This is a genomic window from Butyrivibrio sp. M55 (assembly GCF_900116865.1).
Classification (GTDB): domain Bacteria; phylum Bacillota; class Clostridia; order Lachnospirales; family Lachnospiraceae; genus Butyrivibrio.
Genome location: NZ_FPCD01000014.1, coordinates 60383 through 77767, shown reverse-complemented (window position 1 = coordinate 77767; position 17385 = coordinate 60383). Strand labels below are relative to the sequence as shown.

14 protein-coding genes, 6 tRNA genes and 1 rRNA gene are annotated in these 17385 nt (G+C 42.8%); 20 read left to right on the top strand and 1 reads right to left on the bottom strand.

Going from position 1 to position 17385, the window contains the following annotated elements; all coding sequences use genetic code 11:
• The 18 genes from BM398_RS13430 to BM398_RS13345 all read left to right on the top strand — a co-directional run.
• Positions 1 to 292, top strand: a 23S ribosomal RNA gene (locus tag BM398_RS13430); the annotation flags it as partial.
• 75 nt (positions 293 to 367) lie between these two features.
• Positions 368 to 441: transfer RNA gene (locus BM398_RS13425), tRNA-Asp, on the top strand.
• A gap of 32 nt (positions 442 to 473) precedes the next feature.
• A tRNA-Val gene (locus tag BM398_RS13420) sits at positions 474 to 546 on the top strand.
• Between the two features lie 30 nt (positions 547 to 576).
• Positions 577 to 649, top strand: a tRNA-Thr gene (locus tag BM398_RS13415).
• Between the two features lie 6 nt (positions 650 to 655).
• A tRNA-Tyr gene (locus BM398_RS13410) sits at positions 656 to 737 on the top strand.
• A 130-nt stretch (positions 738 to 867) separates the two neighbouring features.
• Positions 868 to 941: transfer RNA gene (locus tag BM398_RS13405), tRNA-Met, on the top strand.
• A gap of 6 nt (positions 942 to 947) precedes the next feature.
• Positions 948 to 1020 (top strand) — tRNA-Phe (locus BM398_RS13400).
• 183 nt (positions 1021 to 1203) lie between these two features.
• A complete protein-coding gene (locus tag BM398_RS13395; RefSeq protein WP_092338218.1) occupies positions 1204 to 1806 on the top strand; it encodes an HD domain-containing protein in 603 nt (200 codons plus the stop codon).
• Complete coding sequence (locus BM398_RS13390; RefSeq protein ID WP_092338216.1) at positions 1790 to 3241, top strand: aminotransferase class I/II-fold pyridoxal phosphate-dependent enzyme; 1452 nt, start codon at positions 1790 to 1792, stop codon at positions 3239 to 3241. The genes BM398_RS13395 and BM398_RS13390 overlap by 17 nt, the downstream gene beginning before the upstream one ends.
• Before the next feature lie 44 nt (positions 3242 to 3285).
• Positions 3286 to 4695, top strand: coding sequence for a pyruvate kinase (gene pyk, locus BM398_RS13385; protein WP_092338214.1), 1410 nt, complete (start codon positions 3286 to 3288; stop codon positions 4693 to 4695).
• A complete protein-coding gene (locus BM398_RS13380; protein WP_092338212.1) occupies positions 4695 to 5288 on the top strand; it encodes a nucleoside/nucleotide kinase family protein in 594 nt (197 codons plus the stop codon). The genes pyk and BM398_RS13380 overlap by 1 nt, the downstream gene beginning before the upstream one ends.
• An 81-nt stretch (positions 5289 to 5369) precedes the next feature.
• Positions 5370 to 5810 (top strand): YaaR family protein, encoded by a 441-nt coding sequence (locus tag BM398_RS13375; protein ID WP_026656205.1) that lies wholly within the window; start codon positions 5370 to 5372, stop codon positions 5808 to 5810.
• Positions 5811 to 5822: 12 nt separating this feature from the next.
• Positions 5823 to 6890, top strand: coding sequence for a DNA polymerase III subunit (locus BM398_RS13370; protein ID WP_026656203.1), 1068 nt, complete (start codon positions 5823 to 5825; stop codon positions 6888 to 6890).
• Entirely contained in the window at positions 6868 to 7800 is a 933-nt protein-coding gene (locus BM398_RS13365; protein ID WP_092338210.1) for a PSP1 domain-containing protein, read from the top strand. Before BM398_RS13370 ends, BM398_RS13365 begins: the two co-directional genes overlap by 23 nt.
• Entirely contained in the window at positions 7787 to 8527 is a 741-nt protein-coding gene (locus tag BM398_RS13360; RefSeq protein WP_092338208.1) for a tRNA1(Val) (adenine(37)-N6)-methyltransferase, read from the top strand. The genes BM398_RS13365 and BM398_RS13360 overlap by 14 nt, the downstream gene beginning before the upstream one ends.
• Positions 8528 to 8552: 25 nt before the next feature.
• A complete protein-coding gene (rsmI, locus tag BM398_RS13355; protein ID WP_026667993.1) occupies positions 8553 to 9410 on the top strand; it encodes a 16S rRNA (cytidine(1402)-2'-O)-methyltransferase in 858 nt (285 codons plus the stop codon).
• Between the two features lie 175 nt (positions 9411 to 9585).
• Entirely contained in the window at positions 9586 to 11199 is a 1614-nt protein-coding gene (gene pckA, locus BM398_RS13350; RefSeq protein WP_092338206.1) for a phosphoenolpyruvate carboxykinase (ATP), read from the top strand.
• A 144-nt stretch (positions 11200 to 11343) separates the two neighbouring features.
• On the top strand, positions 11344 to 12216 hold the full coding sequence (locus tag BM398_RS13345) for an ROK family protein (RefSeq protein ID WP_092338204.1): 873 nt from the start codon (positions 11344 to 11346) through the stop codon (positions 12214 to 12216).
• A gap of 75 nt (positions 12217 to 12291) precedes the next feature.
• On the opposite strand, the gene BM398_RS13340 is transcribed toward BM398_RS13345, so the two are convergent.
• The gene (locus BM398_RS13340) at positions 12292 to 13905 is read right to left on the bottom strand and encodes a CTP synthase (RefSeq protein WP_092338202.1); all 1614 of its coding nucleotides are present in this window, start codon (positions 13903 to 13905) and stop codon (positions 12292 to 12294) included.
• 271 nt (positions 13906 to 14176) lie between these two features.
• On the opposite strand from BM398_RS13340, the gene ftsH reads away from it, so the two are divergent.
• Complete coding sequence (gene ftsH / locus BM398_RS13335; RefSeq protein WP_092338200.1) at positions 14177 to 16372, top strand: ATP-dependent zinc metalloprotease FtsH; 2196 nt, start codon at positions 14177 to 14179, stop codon at positions 16370 to 16372.
• A 194-nt stretch (positions 16373 to 16566) separates the two neighbouring features.
• Positions 16567 to 17376 (top strand): PP2C family protein-serine/threonine phosphatase, encoded by an 810-nt coding sequence (locus BM398_RS13330; protein WP_092338198.1) that lies wholly within the window; start codon positions 16567 to 16569, stop codon positions 17374 to 17376.
• Positions 17377 to 17385 lie beyond the last annotated feature (9 nt).

Here is a 17385-nt window from a genome sequence, read left to right as displayed (position 1 = left end):
GTCCCTATCCGGCGCGGGCGTAGGATATCTGAGAGGAGCTGTCCTTAGTACGAGAGGACCGGGATGGACGGACCGCTGGTGTATCAGCTGCATCGCCAGATGCATAAGGCTGGGTAGCCACGTCCGGACGGGATAAACGCTGAAGGCATCTAAGCGTGAAGCCCCCCTCAAGATGAGATATCCCTGCTTTGGCAGTAAGACCCCTTGTAGAGTACGAGGTCAGATAGGCACAAGGTGTAAGCATGGTAACATGTTCAGCTGATGTGTACTAATAGGTCGAGGGCTTATCCAAAAGATAGGTGTATAGATGAATCTGGAAAAGATAGTTCAGTGTTCGGTTTTGAAGGTACAAAACCTTAAATAATATGGCCCGGTGGCTCAGCTGGTTAGAGCGCCGCCCTGTCACGGCGGAGGTCAGGGGTTCGAACCCCCTTCGGGTCGCTCAAACTAAATATTGTTTGAATAAAGAGAACGGGATCTTAGCTCAGCTGGGAGAGCATCTGCCTTACAAGCAGAGGGTCACAGGTTCGAGCCCTGTAGGTCCCATTTTTCTTCTTACACAATTCGTGTGTGTAAGCCGATGTGGCTCAATTGGCAGAGCAGCTGATTTGTAATCAGCAGGTTAACGGTTCGAGTCCGCTCATCGGCTCTATATGGATGGCTTCCCGAGTGGCCAAAGGGGACAGACTGTAAATCTGCTGCAAATTGCTTCGGTGGTTCGAATCCACCGCCATCCATTTGTGCAGAGCACTTAACGAGTGTACGAGTTTAGTGCGAGCCATGGGTGAACACTTAATGAGGTATTATCGAGTTTAGTGTGAATCCCAATTCAATACGATTCGTACGAGGTACGGATTTTTATAATGACGCGGGGTGGAGCAGTCTGGAAGCTCGTCGGGCTCATAACCCGAAGGTCATAGGTTCAAATCCTGTCCCCGCTACTACATGCCTAGATAGCTCAGTTGGTAGAGCAGAGGACTGAAAATCCTCGTGTCGTTGGTTCGATTCCGACTCTAGGCATCTTTTTTATTAATTAAATATGCTTTATCTTGACTCAGTTAACTATATTGTTTACTGAGTTTTTTTACGTATTTCATTAGATTTTATTTTTTTTTCTTCTTTTTGTGCTAAGATAAATAATATTATTTTACGAGTTATATATAAAGTATTACAGTTATAGAAGTAGTTTTACCAAGGAGTTACATGTTTAAGCTTAACGAAAACGATAAGATAGCAATTAAGACAGTTCTCGACATAAAGGAATATAACGAGGAGAACTTTGATCCAAATATATTAGATCAATTAGAGAATGACCCTAAGATTCTTTCTTTACTAAAAAAATATGGTAGTGAGCTTTTAGGTGATCAGAGATATTTGCAACTGACGAAATTTATACAGCACGGTGATGTGACTGTTTATCAGCATTGTATTCATGTGGCGCTTTGCGCACTTAAGTTTGATGCAAGATTTAATACGGGAGCAGACCTTAGATCTCTTGTCAGAGGAGCTCTTTTACATGATTATTTCTTGTATGATTGGCATGATGGAAGTGCTCCGGGAAATATTCACCCTAAGTTACACGGATTCTATCATCCGGGTATAGCACTTAAGAATGCAGTAAAGGACTATAATCTTTCAAAGAGAGAGAAAGATATAATTAAAAAGCATATGTGGCCGCTTACAATTAATCCGCCCAGATGCAGAGAGGGATGGATAGTTTGCATTGCGGACAAATATGCTTCTACGCTTGAGACGCTCAAGTTAAAGAAGGGAATAATCGCAATCGACTATGCAGAATCTTTATAGTAAGCTCATTGAGCTTTCAGAGAGCGGGCAGTATCCTTTTCACATGCCCGGACATAAAAGAAAAATTGAGAGCACCCCGTTAAAGGGTGCTTTTCGTTGTGATATTACAGAAATTGATGACTTTGATAATCTTCATGATGAAGAGGGAATCATCCTCAAGGCTGAAGAACGTGCAAACAGGCTATATGGCGCGTATAGGACGTACTTTTGTGTGAATGGAAGTACGGCAGGCGTGCTTGCGGCTGTTTCAGCGGCTGTAAAGAAGGGTGGAACAATTCTTGCCGCAAGAGGAAGTCATAAATCTTTTTATCATGCGGCATTTCTAAGAGAGCTTGATATCAAATATCTTCCCGATAAATCCGATGATGAACTTAAAATTCCGGGCACTTATACACAAGAGGATGTGGAAAACTTTTTTGATGAAAAGGTTGAAGCGGTGTTTATTACATCGCCCACATATGAAGGCAGATGCTCGGACATAGAAGGAATTGCAAATGCCTGTCATAAGCGAGGAATCCCGCTAATAGTGGATTCTGCGCATGGTGCGCATTTTGGATTTGGGAAAAAATATGACAAAGACGGAGAGTATGATTCTGTTCCTGAAAACACAATTAGTCTTGGTGCAGACATAGTTATCCACAGTGTCCACAAAACTCTTCCGTCAATGACGCAGACTTCGCTCATACATATTTCTGAGAATGAGGAGCTGGCTGATAAAGTAAAGAAGTACCTGAGAATATATCAGACAAGTAGCCCGTCATATGTTTTGATGTCTTCCATAGACCTTTGCATGCAGGAGATGGAGGAAAACGGAGATGGCTATATAGAAGCTCTTTTGGACTACAGAAACAGGATATCCGGCAAGACAAGATCGCTTAAGAATATTGTAATACCCAGCCGTGAGACAATAGACGATCCTGCCAAAGTTGTGATCTGTGATAGTAGCGGGACAATGACAGGAAAGCAGATATATGGTATACTTCGGGAGGAATATAATCTTCAACTTGAGATGGCGGGAGATAAAATTGCGCTTGCCATTTTGTCAGGATGGGATACGACTGAAGGTATCGACAGGCTTATAGAAGCAGTCTCGGAACTAGATGAAAAAATCCAGAAAACTAAGATAAATACCGGAACATCTGTAAATGATCCAATTTGTAAAAAAGGATTAACAGAATATCCCCATGTTATAATGAAATTAAGCGAAGCATGGGATAGACCTACTGAGGAAACTCTGCTTAAAGAGGCAAAAGGAAAAGTGGCCGGAGATTTTATAAATCTTTATCCGCCCGGAATTCCGCTTATTGTGCCGGGAGAAGAGTTTTCAGAGGAACTTATTCAGGATATTTGCGGATATATTGAAGAAGACTTAAATGTTCAAGGCGTGATTTCAGAGCCCCGTGGGACGGGCTTTTACGTAAGAACAATAAAGTAATATACAAATGGCGAACTATTTTTGGAAAGCAAGAAAGGAATTACATGCGCAGAACTAAGATAATCTGTACAATCGGACCGGCAAGTGAGAATGAGGATAAGTTACGTGAGATAATGCTTGCGGGTATGAACGTTGCACGTTTTAATTTTTCTCACGGATCACATGAAGAGCACAAGAGAAAATATGACAGAATAAAGAAACTTCGTGATGAACTCAATCTCCCTATAGCAGTTATGCTTGATACAAAGGGACCTGAAATAAGACTCAAAGATTTTGCCAACGGCAAAGAGGAACTTGTTGCAGGCCAAAAGTTCACTCTGACTTCAAGGGAAGTTGCCGGAACTAAGGACGAAGTTTCAATTACATATAAAGAGCTTACATCCGATTGCAAAGAGGGAATGACAATCCTTCTTGATGACGGACTTATTGAGCTTAAGGTTGATGAAGTAACAAAAGAAGATATCATCTGTACCGTAGTAAACGGCGGACCTATATCCGATAAAAAGGGCGTAAATGTGCCCGGAGCAAAGCTCACAATGCCATATCTTAGTGAGCAGGACAGAAGTGATATCGAGTTTGGATGTGACCAGGGATTTGATTTTGTTGCGGCTTCTTTTGTCAGAACAAAAGAGGACGTTCTTGATGTAAGAAAAATCCTTGACGCAAAGAACAGCTGCATGAAGATAATTGCAAAGATTGAGAGTACACAGGGTATTAATAACCTTGAGGAAATTATTGATACAGCAGACGGAATCATGGTTGCAAGAGGAGACATGGGTGTAGAAGTTCCTTTTGAAGATGTTCCGGTTATCCAGAAAGAGATGATAAAGCTTGCGGAATCAAAGGGTAAATATGTTATCACAGCAACACAGATGCTTGATTCCATGATCCATCATCCCAGACCGACAAGAGCGGAAGTAACAGACGTTGCGAATGCTATATATGACGGAACAACAGCAATCATGCTTTCAGGTGAGACTGCTTCAGGAGATTATCCTGTAGAAGCGGTAAAGACAATGGCTAGAATCGCAGAGCGTACCGAGCAGGATATTGACTACGTCGGAAGACTTAAAAAGAGAGACTATGCTCCTTCCGATTCTACAACAGCTATTTCACATGCGACATGTAACATCGCGACTGAAGTTGGTGCAGACGCAATTCTTACTGTCTCAATGTCTGGATTTACAGCAGCAATGGTATCAAGATATAAGCCAAGCTGCAGGATTATCGCATGCACAACTAAACCTACGGTTTGCAGACAGACTAACCTCATGTGGGGAGTTACACCTCTTCACATCAGACAGGAAGATACAACAGACGAACTCTTTAAAGAAGCAATCAATTCCGCAAAGAACGCAGGACTTCTCAAGGAAGGCGATAAAGTAGTACTTACTGCGGGTGTACCTCTCGGAATACCCGGAAGAACCAATATGATACGTGTTGAGGAGCTCTGATGGGAAAAATATTTCTTTTAATGGGGAAAAGCTCGTCGGGAAAAGACACTATCTACCGCGAACTCATGAGAAAAGATGAGATCAATCTGAAAAAAGTTGTCTCGTACACTACAAGACCCATGCGTGAGGGAGAAACGGACGGTGTTCAGTATCTTTTCAAAAATGAAGAAGAGTATAAGAAGCTTAAGGCAGATAACAAGATAATCGAAGAGCGCGCATACGACACCAAATGTGGCATTTGGAGATATTTTACGGCTGATGACGGACAGATTGACCTAAGTGACGGAGACTATCTGATAATCGGGACACTTGAGTCCTATTGCTACATAAGAGATTATTTTGGAAAAGAAAATGTGGTGCCTGTTTACATAGACACAAACGCAAGAACAAGGCTTGAGCGCGCAATGCATCGCGAGGATAAGCAGGAAAATCCCAGATATGACGAGATGTGCAGAAGATTCCTTGCGGATGAAGAAGATTTTAGCGAAACAAAGCTGTCGGAAGCGAAGATAGAAAAACGTTTTGAGAACAATGCTGAGATTGACGACTGTATTAAGGAAATTACTGAATACATAGCGCAGAAAATACGATAAAATATATGTAGAAGCATAAGTATGCCGGAACATTGAATCTATAGTAAGTGTATCGGCATACCGGATTAAGAGGTGCGCGGCATGGATATCAAAGTAAACAATATCGGTCAGACAGCTCAGGTTACAGGGCCGGAACAGCCCAAAGAAGCAAATGGCGATTTTAAGTTTATGCTTACTTCCAAGCTCGAAGATACAGGGCTTGCGGAGAGGCTTAATCTTATGTTGCAGGATATTGTTCAACAGGGCGAGAGAATTGCGAAACGCAACGACATCAAAGACATGCAGCGTTACAGGATTCTTATTAAAGATTTTATGAATGAAGTAGTATCAAGGTCTCATGCTTTTTCACGTGAGAACTTTCTGGACAGAAAGGGACGCCATCGCGTGTACGGAATAATTAGACAGGTCGATGACGAACTTGATGCTTTGGCAAAAGAACTTGTTAAAGATGAAAAAGACAACATAGGGATACTTGCAAAAATAGGTCAGATACAGGGGTTATTGCTGGACATATTTACTTAAAGAGGAGTGAAAATGGCGGATTTTTCCGAGATTATCGATCAGGGGCAGCTAAAAGAACACATGCAGAATGCTCTTTTGGCGGATAAAATATCTCATGCATACATAATATCCGGAGAAGTCGGCTCGGGAAAAGAATTTGTGGCAAGAATTTTTGCCAAGGCACTCCAGTGCGAGAACAGAGAAGAGCGGGACGGATACACGGAAGCGTGTAACACATGCCCATCTTGTGTAAAGGCGCTAAGTGACAGCCATCCCGATATAATAACGATAACTCACGAGAAGCCGGGAAGTATAGGTGTAGATGACATCAGACAGAAACTACGCGATGATGTTGTCATAAAGCCATATGAGAGTAAGCACAAAGTATACATCATCCCGGAAGGTGAAAAGATGACACCGGCAGCACAGAATGCGCTTCTTAAGACGCTTGAAGAGCCGCCGTCATATATAGTCATAATAATTCTTACAAGCAATATCAATGCTTTTCTGCAGACAATCATAAGCAGATGCATAGTACTGCCAATGAAGCCTGCTCAGGACGATTCTATCAAGAAATATCTTATGGAAGAGTGTCAGGTGGTGGATTATAAGGCGATGCTCTGTGCGTCTTTTGCGAGGGGAAATGTCGGAAAAGCGTTGGAGCTTGCGTCAAATGAGCGTTTTGAAAACCTTAAAGATTCCACGATTGAGCTTATATCTAAGTTAGAGCGGCTTGAGATCCACGATATCATGGACAGGCTGCATACTCTGCTTGCGCCTTTGGAAGAAGACGCCAAGACAGCGAAAAAAGGAATCGACTCAAAGAACTTTGAAGACTTTATGGATATTCTCGTTTTTTTGTTCAGGGATATGCTTGTCTACAAGGCGACTGAGAATCCCGATCACTTGATTTTCACTGATAAGTTGTCGTATATTAGAAGTGTTACAGTTAACATTTCATATGAAAAACTGAACGAAATAATAAAAACAATGGATCAAGCGAGAAATCGCATAAACTCCAATGTTAATATAGATCTTGTACTTGAGCTTATGCTCATTGCAATTAAGGGGTACATTTATGACAAGAGTAATCGGCGTTAGATTTAGAACAGCCGGAAAGATATATTTCTTTTCACCGGGAAAGTATGTGATCAAAAAAGGCGATCACGTAATCGTAGAGACAGCCCGTGGAGTTGAGTACGGAACAGTAGTTGGAGAGCCCAGAGAGGTGGAAGACAGCGAGGTTGTCAAACCGCTTAAATCGGTGCTTCGAACAGCAAGTACCAAAGACGACGAGCAGGAGAAGGCCAACAGGGAAAAAGAGAAAGAGGCATTCAAGATCTGTCTTGAGAAGATCAAGAAGCACAATCTTGAGATGAAACTCATAGACGCTGAGTACACTTTTGATAATAACAAGATTCTCTTTTACTTTACTGCGGACGGCAGAATAGATTTCAGAGAGCTGGTAAAAGATCTCGCGGCTGTATTTAAGACAAGAATCGAGCTCAGGCAGATTGGCGTAAGAGACGAGACCAAGATTATCGGTGGTTACGGTATTTGTGGAAGAACACTTTGCTGCCACACTTACCTTTCCGATTTCGTGCCCGTTTCGATCAAGATGGCCAAAGAGCAGAGCCTTTCCCTTAATCCGACCAAGATTTCCGGAGTTTGCGGAAGACTTATGTGCTGTCTTAAAAACGAAGAGGATGTATACGAAGAGCTTAACCGCATGATGCCCGGAGTCGGTGACTTCTGCAAGACGAAGGACGGATACGAGGGTGAAGTTGCGAGTGTTAATATCCTTCGCCAGACGATAAAGCTCCTTGTAGATGTCGACGACGAGAAGGAAGTACACGATTATAAGCTTGATGAGATCGAGTACACCAAGAAGAGACAGAAGAAAAAGAATAATGCAAAAGACAATCACCGTGAAGATGAGGATGTCAAAGAGCTTGAGAAGCTTGAGCGCATAGAGAAACAGGAAGGAAAGTCAAAACTTGGGGACAATTAATCTTAAACCCGGAGAAAGACTGGATGATCTTCAAAGGAACGGCTATAGGATAATACAAGATCCCGAAAAATTTTGCTTTGGAATGGATGCGGTATTATTGTCGGGATTTGCGGATGCACCGGAAAATGGCAGAGTGCTTGACCTTGGAACCGGAACCGGAATAATACCGATATTGATGGCAGCCAAGACCAGGGCAAATGAACTTATAGGATTGGAGATTCAACCTGAAAGCGCTGAGATGGCGGACAGAAGCGTTGAACTAAACGACCTCCGAGATCGGGTGAAAATAATTCAAGGCGATATTAAAGAGGCAGGTCAGATATTCGGAGCTGCTTCTTTTGATGTTGTGACAAGTAATCCGCCTTACATGATCGGCGGGCACGGACTGCAGAATCCGGACGGGCCGAAAGCGATAGCAAGACACGAAGTTCTGTGTGAGTTAAAAGATGTAGTGGCAGCGGCGGCAAAATGCCTTAAGCCCGGCGGCAAGTTCTACATGGTACACAGACCGTTCAGACTTGCGGAGATCATGGTCACAATGCACGAATATAAGCTGGAACCAAAGAGAATGAGGATGGTCCATCCTTTTATAGACAAAGAGCCCAGCATGGTTCTCATAGAAGGAGTAAGGGGAGGAAAATCAAGGATAAAAGTTGAGAGTCCTCTCATAATCTACGAAGAACAGGGCAAATACACAAAAGAAATATTCGACATCTACGGATATTGATAAAAGCATCAAAAAGGAAATATGGATGAGCGGAACACTATATCTGTGTGCGACACCTATTGGAAATCTTGATGATATGACTTTCAGGGTTTTGGACACACTTAAGCAGGTAGATCTCATTGCGGCAGAGGACACGAGAAACAGCATTAAACTGCTTAATCACTTCGATATCCACACCGAAATGACAAGCTATCACGAATACAATAAATATGACAAGGCTCAGTACCTTATCGAGCAGATGCAGCAGGGAAAAGATGTTGCTCTTATAACGGATGCGGGAACGCCCGCTATTTCAGATCCGGGCGAAGTGCTTGTGGCTGAGTGTCATAAGGCCGGAGTGCCCGTAACTTCTCTTCCGGGACCGGCTGCATGTATAACGGCACTTACACTTTCGGGACTGAGTACGAGAAGATTTTGTTTTGAAGGTTTTTTACCCGCATCGGATGATAAAAAAGCAAGAAAAAGGATTCTCGAAGATCTGAAAACCGAGAGTAGGACGATCATATTATACGAAGCGCCTCATCATCTCAGGGCGGTTCTTGATGACCTCTATGAAACTCTCGGAGACAGAAGAGTCAGCATCTGTAGAGAGCTTACAAAAAAGTTTGAAGAAGTTAACGTAACGACACTTGCACAGGCAATTGCTTTTTACAAAGAAAATGAACCGAGAGGTGAGTACGTGCTTGTTCTTGAAGGGAAAAGTCTTGAGGAACAGGAAGAAGAAAAGAGGCAGAGCTGGAAAGAAATGAGCATCGAAGATCATATGAAATATTATGAAGATGAGGGATTTTCTCATAAAGATGCCATGAAAAAAGTTGCTGCGGACAGAGGAGTCGGAAAACGCGAGATATATCAGGCTCTTTTGGAAAACAACGAGAAATAAGCCATAGCATTTTTCAGTCGACTTTGTTTTTTTTGTGCTAAATTCTTGTTAAAAGATAGACTTTGTAGTATAAAAGAAGTATCGGTCATAATTTGTTTTCTTTTCAAAAGATGATTGAAAAGAGAGTACAATTTATTACATAAGATCAAAAATAAAAGAAGAGAGGTCAAATCAGATGGCAGAGATTAATTTAAGTCAGTATGGTATCACAGGAACAACTGAGATAGTTCATAACCCTTCATATGAGTGCTTATATGAAGAAGAGTTAAAGCCTGAACTTACAGGTTATGAGAAAGGACAGGACACAGAACTTGGTGCTGTCAACGTTATGACAGGTATCTACACAGGACGTTCACCTAAAGATAAATATATCGTTATGGATGAGAATTCTAAGGACACTGTATGGTGGACAACAGAGGAGTATCCTAACGACAACCACCCTATGACAGAAGAGACATGGGCTAAGGTTAAAGAGATCGCAAAGAACGAGCTTTGCAATAAGAGACTTTTCGTTGTAGACGCATTCTGCGGTGCAAACAAAGATACTCGTATGGCAGTTCGTTTCATCGTTGAGGTTGCTTGGCAGGCTCACTTCATTAAGAACATGTTCATCCAGCCTACAGATGCAGAGCTTGCAGATTTCAAGCCTGATTTCGTAGTATACAACGCTTCACTTGCAAAGGTTGAGGATTACAAGGCACTTGGACTTAACTCTGAGACATGTGTAGCATTCAATATCACAAGCCGTGAGCAGGTTATCATCAACACATGGTACGGCGGAGAGATGAAGAAGGGTATGTTCTCAATGATGAACTACTACCTTCCTCTTAAGGGCATGGCTTCTATGCACTGCTCAGCTAACACAGATATGGAAGGTAAGAACACAGCTATCTTCTTCGGTCTTTCAGGAACAGGTAAGACAACACTTTCAACAGATCCTAAGAGACTCCTCATCGGTGATGACGAGCACGGTTGGGATGACAACGGTGTATTCAACTTCGAAGGTGGTTGCTACGCTAAGGTTATCGGACTTGATAAGGATTCTGAGCCTGATATCTACAACGCTATCAAGAGAGATGCTCTTCTTGAGAACGTAACAGTAGCTGCTGACGGAAAGATCGATTTCGAAGATAAGAGCGTAACAGAGAATACTCGTGTATCTTATCCTATCAACCACATCGAAAACATCGTTCAGAAGGTTAACAAGGTTTCTGCAGGTCCTGATGCGAAGAACGTTATCTTCCTTTCAGCTGATGCTTTCGGAGTACTTCCTCCTGTATCAATCCTTACACCTGAGCAGACTCAGTACTACTTCCTTTCAGGTTTCACAGCTAAGCTTGCCGGAACAGAGAGAGGAATCACAGAGCCTACACCTACATTCTCAGCTTGCTTCGGACAGGCATTCCTTGAGCTTCATCCTACAAAGTACGCTCAGGAGCTCGTTAAGAAGATGCAGAAGAGCGGAGCTAAGGCTTACCTCGTAAACACAGGATGGAACGGAACAGGTAAGAGAATCTCTATTAAGGATACTCGTGGAATCATCGATGCAATCCTTAACGGTGATGTAAACAAGGCTGAGACAAAGAAGATCCCGATCTTCGATTTCGAAGTTCCTACATCACTTCCCGGAGTTGATCCTGCAATCCTTGATCCCAGAGATACATATGCTAACGCTTCTGAGTGGGAAGAGAAGGCAAAGGATCTTGCACAGAGATTCAACAAGAACTTCAAGAAGTATGAAGGAAATGCAGACGGTAAGGCACTTGTTGCTGCAGGCCCTCAGCTTTAATTTGAAATTTGAATACAGACTTATAATGAATGGCGCCGAGAGTATTTTTTCTCGGCGCCTTTTTATATCATAGGAAATGGCTTCTCTATGATATAAAATATGCTCCGCTACGGAGTAAAGAACTTATCTAGGAGGTAAACGCATATGTTATATGGTGGTCTTGAGGCAGGCGGAACCAAAATGATATGTGTTATTGGAAACGAAAATGGCGAAATACTTGATAGGGCAACTTTCCCGACCCTTTCTCCAGAGGAGACAATGCCTAAGATGCTGGAGTACTTTAAGGGCAAGGATATAGAAGCACTTGGAATCGCGTGCTTTGGTCCTATCGATCTTAATAAAGATTCAAAAACTTATGGATATATTACGACAACACCCAAGAAACTGTGGGCAAATTATGATATAGTCGGTGAATTTAAGAGAGCGCTTAATGTACCGATTGGCTTTGATACAGATGTTAACGGATCGCTCCTTGGAGAAATTACATGGGGCTGTGCAAAGGGCAAGACTGATGCTCTTTACATCACGATCGGAACGGGAGTTGGAGGCGGAATCATGTCTAACGGCAAACTCCTTCATGGAATGCTCCATCCTGAAGTCGGTCACATGAGAATGGTTGCTGCCGAAGGCGATACTTATAAAGGACATTGCCCATTTCATGGTACTTGCCTTGAAGGAATGGCTGCAGGCCCTGCAATAGAAGACAGATGGGGCAAAAAAGGAGTTGAATTATCCGGAGATGACAAGGTATGGGAGCTGGAAAGCTATTATATCGCTCAGGCGCTGGCTTCGTTAATACTCGTGCTCAGCCCGCAGATAATAATCCTTGGCGGCGGAGTTATGCATCAGGAGAAACTCTTCCCGCTTATCAGGAAAAAGACACTTGAGCAGCTCGGAGGATATTTGAATACCAAAGAACTTGCTGATATAGATAATTACATTGTTCCCGCAAGTCTTAACGACGATCAGGGAATCATGGGTGCTGTGAAGCTCGCAATCGATGCTGCAGCTGAATAAGAATTTTAGAAATAAAAAAGAGCTATGGTTATTCATTACGAAAACCATAGCTCTATATTTTTTACATTTTAATTATCAGCTGTTCTTTTTCTCATGCTCAAGGGAAGCCTTTATGAAGCCTGAGAAAAGAGGATGAGGCCTGTTGGGACGAGACTTAAGTTCGGGATGAGCCTGTGTAGCGATATGGAAATCGTTTTCAGGAAGCTCGATCATCTCAACAATACGTCCGTCAGGTGACAATCCGCAAAGCTTCATTCCGTTACTTACAAGAACACTTCTGTAATCGTTGTTTACTTCGTATCTGTGACGGTGACGTTCTGTAATGTTCTCTGAACCAAAGAGTCTGTAAGCCATTGAATCCTTATCAAGTACGCAAGGATATGAACCGAGACGAAGTGTTCCGCCGATATCCTCTACGCCGTTCTGATCGGGAAGAAGAGCAATCATCGGATGAGTTGTGTTAGGCTCAAATTCGATTGAGTGAGCGTCGTTGTATCCGATAACGTCTCTTGCAAACTCGATGATAGCAAGCTGCATTCCAAGGCAGAGACCAAGGAAAGGAACGTTGTTCTCGCGGGCATATTTGATAGAGTGGATCATTCCTTCGATACCACGGTCGCCGAAACCACCGGGAACAATGATACCGTCAACATCTGAGAGAATAGAAGCAACATTGTCTTCTGTAACCTCTTCAGAATCTACCCATTTAATATCAACGGCTGTCTGATTAGAAATACCGCCGTGCTTAAGAGCTTCAACAACACTGATATATGCGTCGTGGAGCTGTGTATACTTTCCGACAAGTGCGATCTTAACTTCGTGGCTGAGTGAGTAAAGAGTATCAACCATTGCCTTCCAGTCTGTAAGATCAGGCTCGGGGCACTCAAGTCCGAGGCATTCACATGCAACGTGAGCAAGGTGCTCTTTTTCCATTGCAAGCGGAGCTTCATAGAGATACTCAAGATCAAGGTTCTGAAGAACGTGATTGCTGGGTACGTTACAGAAGAGTGCAATCTTGTCCTTGGTATCCTGGTCAAGAGCTATCTCTGAACGACATACGATAACGTCGGGCTGAAGACCCATTCCCTGCATAGTCTTAACAGCTGACTGAGTAGGCTTTGTCTTGATCTCCTGAGAAACACGAAGATAAGGAATGAGAGAAACAAGGATGAGCATAGCATTCTCATGACCTACTTCATGCTGGAACTGTCTGATTGCTTCAAGGAAAGGCTGGCTTTCGATGTCTCCGACTGTTCCGCCGACCTCGATGATCGCGATATGTGTCTCATCATCTGTGAAGTTCCTGTAGAACTTACTCTTGATCTCATTTGTGATATGAGGGATAACCTGTACTGTGCGTCCGCCGTAATCTCCGCGGCGCTCTTTCTGAAGAACGGACCAGTAAATCTTACCGGTTGTAACGTTGGAATTTTTATCAAGATTCTCGTCAATAAATCTTTCGTAGTGACCAAGGTCAAGGTCAGTTTCAGTGCCGTCTTCGGTAACGAAAACTTCACCGTGCTGAACGGGGTTCATTGTTCCGGGGTCGATATTGATGTAAGGGTCAAACTTCTGCATTGTAACCTTGTAGCCGCGTGCCTTCAACAATCTGCCGAGTGAAGCAGCGGTGATTCCCTTACCGAGTCCGGATACGACACCACCTGTCACAAAAATATACTTTACTGCCATTTTAAATATTCCTCCTGATCTTTTGACGAGATAAAAATTTTAATAACAAAACAAGTTATTATTATATAATTTCGCCGGAGTAAAATCTATACATAAGTGGAAATAATTTAATAAAACTTTCAGAATCAACAATTGAAATAATAAATTGTACACTATATAATGGTTAAATGTGAGGGCAAAAGCCCACATGCTGTCGACTTTTCAGAAAATAATGTCGACTGAAACATTATTACTACAATAGTATAGCATATAGATATAAGGAATAAATAGAATGGATAACAATCAAAATCAGAGAAATAACAACCCCATGGGGGGCGGTGGATCTAATTCACCAAGAAGACAAAATATTATTTTGTTACTTGTAGCAGCCCTTATTACAATGGTCTGCATGACATATTTTCTCAGAGCATTTTCTTCAGAGACCAACAAAGAGATATCTTATACCGAGTTTATCAGCATGGTTGATGAGGGAAAAGTTGAGAAAATAGTTATCGAATACGACAGGATAAACATTTATCCCAAGGAAGAGGAAAACAAGGACCAGACAGGCCTTAGATATGCATATTGGGCAGGTGTGGACCAGATTACTTACTTTACAGGTAAGGCAGAAGATGACAGCGACCTTACAAAGAGAATGCTTGATGCGGGAGTTGAAGTAAGCAGCGAGGTTCCCGATAATGCGGGACTTATCGTTTCATTCATTCTCCAGTACGTTGCACCTGTACTTATATTCTGGCTCATTCTTTCAGTGATTTTCAGAAGAATGGGAAGAGGCGGCGGCCCTCTCGGAGTAGGTAAGAGCAATGCCAAGGTTTATGTTCAGAAAGAAACGGGCGTAACATTTAAGGATGTTGCAGGTGAGGACGAGGCAAAAGAGTCACTTGTGGAAGTCGTTGATTTCCTTCACAATCCTGCAAAATACGCCAAGATCGGAGCTAAGCTTCCCAAGGGTGCTCTTCTTGTGGGACCTCCCGGAACAGGTAAGACACTTCTTGCCAAGGCAGTTGCGGGCGAGGCACACGTTCCTTTCTACTCACTTGCAGGTTCAGACTTCATCGAGCTTTATGTCGGTGTCGGTGCAAGCCGTGTAAGAGACCTTTTTAGCGAGGCAAGCAAAAATGCGCCTTGTATCATTTTCATAGATGAGATCGATGCCATCGGAAGAAGCCGTGACAATAAATACGGCGGCGGAAATGAAGAGAGAGAGCAGACACTTAACCAGCTCCTTTCTGAGATGGATGGATTTGATTCATCAAAGGGTGTACTTATCCTCGGAGCAACAAACAGACCCGAGATTCTTGATAAAGCTCTTTTGAGACCCGGACGTTTCGATAGAAGAATCATCGTTGATAAGCCCGACCTTAAGGGAAGAGAAGAAATCTTAAAGGTTCATTCCAAGGACGTTAAGATGGATGAGACCGTTGATCTTAAAGAACTTGCTCTTGCAACAGGTGGAGCGGTAGGATCGGATCTTGCAAACATGATCAACGAGGCTGCCATCAATGCGGTTAAGTCCGGAAGAGAATTTGTATGCCAGAAAGACCTCATGGAAGCCTTTGAGCAGGTTATCGCAGGAAAAGAAAAGAAAGACTCAATCCTCAGCAAAGAAGAGCGTAAGCTTGTAAGCTACCATGAAGTTGGTCATGCTCTTGTGAGCGCTATTCTTTCAAATACAGAGCCTGTACAGAAGATTACCATAGTTCCCAGAACAAAGGGCTCACTTGGATATGTTCTCCGTCTTCCTGAGGATGAGAACCATTTAAGAACAAAAGATGAACTCATGGAGCAGCTCATTGTTTCGCTCGGCGGACGTGCGGCTGAGGAACTTATATTTAACACGGTAACAACCGGTGCTATGCAGGATATTGAGGATGCTACAGCTACTGCAAGGAATATGATCACACTCTACGGTATGAGTGACAGATTCGGACTTATGCAGCTTGAATCCATCCAGAACAGATATCTTGACGGAAACAGAGTTCTTCAGTGCAGTGATGAGACTGCAACACTTATTGATGAGGAAGTTAAGGCACTTCTTGCAGAATGTTATGAGAAGTCCAAGAAGATTCTCAGCGAGCACCTTAATACAATCGACAAGATTGCTGAGTTCCTTATTGAGAAAGAGACAATAACAGGAAAAGAATTCATGAAGATATACAGGGAAGTTGAAGGCATCCCTGAACCCACAGAGGAAGAGGCAGAGGAATCAAAGAAAAAGCGTATCTACGCTGTAAGACCCGAGTCTGCCAAGATCGGTGAGAATATTCCTTTGAGGGAAAACAAGAAAGAAGACAATGATTCCGAGGCTTCAAAAGAAGCAGAAAAGGCAGAAGCTCCCAAGGAAACAGAGGAGCAGATTGCGCCTGCAACTGAAGAAAAGACTGAGGAAAAGAGCGTAACAACTTCCGAAGATAATACTTCGGGCGGAAGATTTTCACACGTTCCGGACAATTTTGACAATAAGTAAATAATAATTCCCCCGCTTTTTGGTTTTGCGCCTGTATAACGGCAAAAATGCAGATAGCGGGGGTTTTTGCATTAACGGATTGTCGTATTATCATCGGTATATTATAATGTTAATGCGCTGTAGTCAGTGCTGTAATTACGAAATGGCGATTTTTCGCGGTAATACAGACACAGAGAACATAAGGTAGAGCAGGAATGAATTATAAAATTTGTATAAGTACAGATAAAGGAATAGTCAAACAGGTCAATCAGGACGCCACGATGGTGAAAGTTGCCAGTACTTCCGCATACGGAAGGATAGTGATGGGAGTCTTGTGTGACGGAATGGGAGGACTTTCCCACGGAGAAGTTGCAAGTGCGACAGCAATCGAAGGCTTTGCACATTGGTTTGTTACGGACCTTCCGAGGGCACTTACGAGAGAAAACTCGACAGAGCGCCTTGATACGGTGGAGAAGCCGGATATAATGACAGAAGTTGAGCGCCACTGGATGTCACTTGTAAGAGACATCAATATGAATATATTAAGATATGGTGATGAGAACAGATGCAGGCTCGGAACGACGATAGTTGCGTTTATAGAAGTTGCAGGCGACTATCTTATCATGAATGTCGGAGACTCAAGAGTTTACAGCGTTGAAAAAAATAAGATGACTCTTTTAACACACGATCAGAGCGTAGTGCAGGATATGATAGACAAGGGGCTTATGACTGAGGAAGAGGCAGAGAAGAGCCCGCAGAAAAGTATTCTTTTGCAGTGCGTAGGTGCGTCGGATATAGTTGTGCCTCAGTTTGTACGAGGCAGGGTTAACCCCGGTACATCGATACTTATGTGCTCGGATGGATTCTGGAGGAAACTTTCCGAAGGAGAAATAATTAGTAAATTCACGAAGAGCAGAGCTTTATCTGAGGAAGAAATGAAGAAGGAATTGGACAATATGGTTGATCTTTTGAAGGAAAGAGGCGAGACAGATAACATTTCCGCAATCCATATTGCCATAGATTAAGGGAAACAT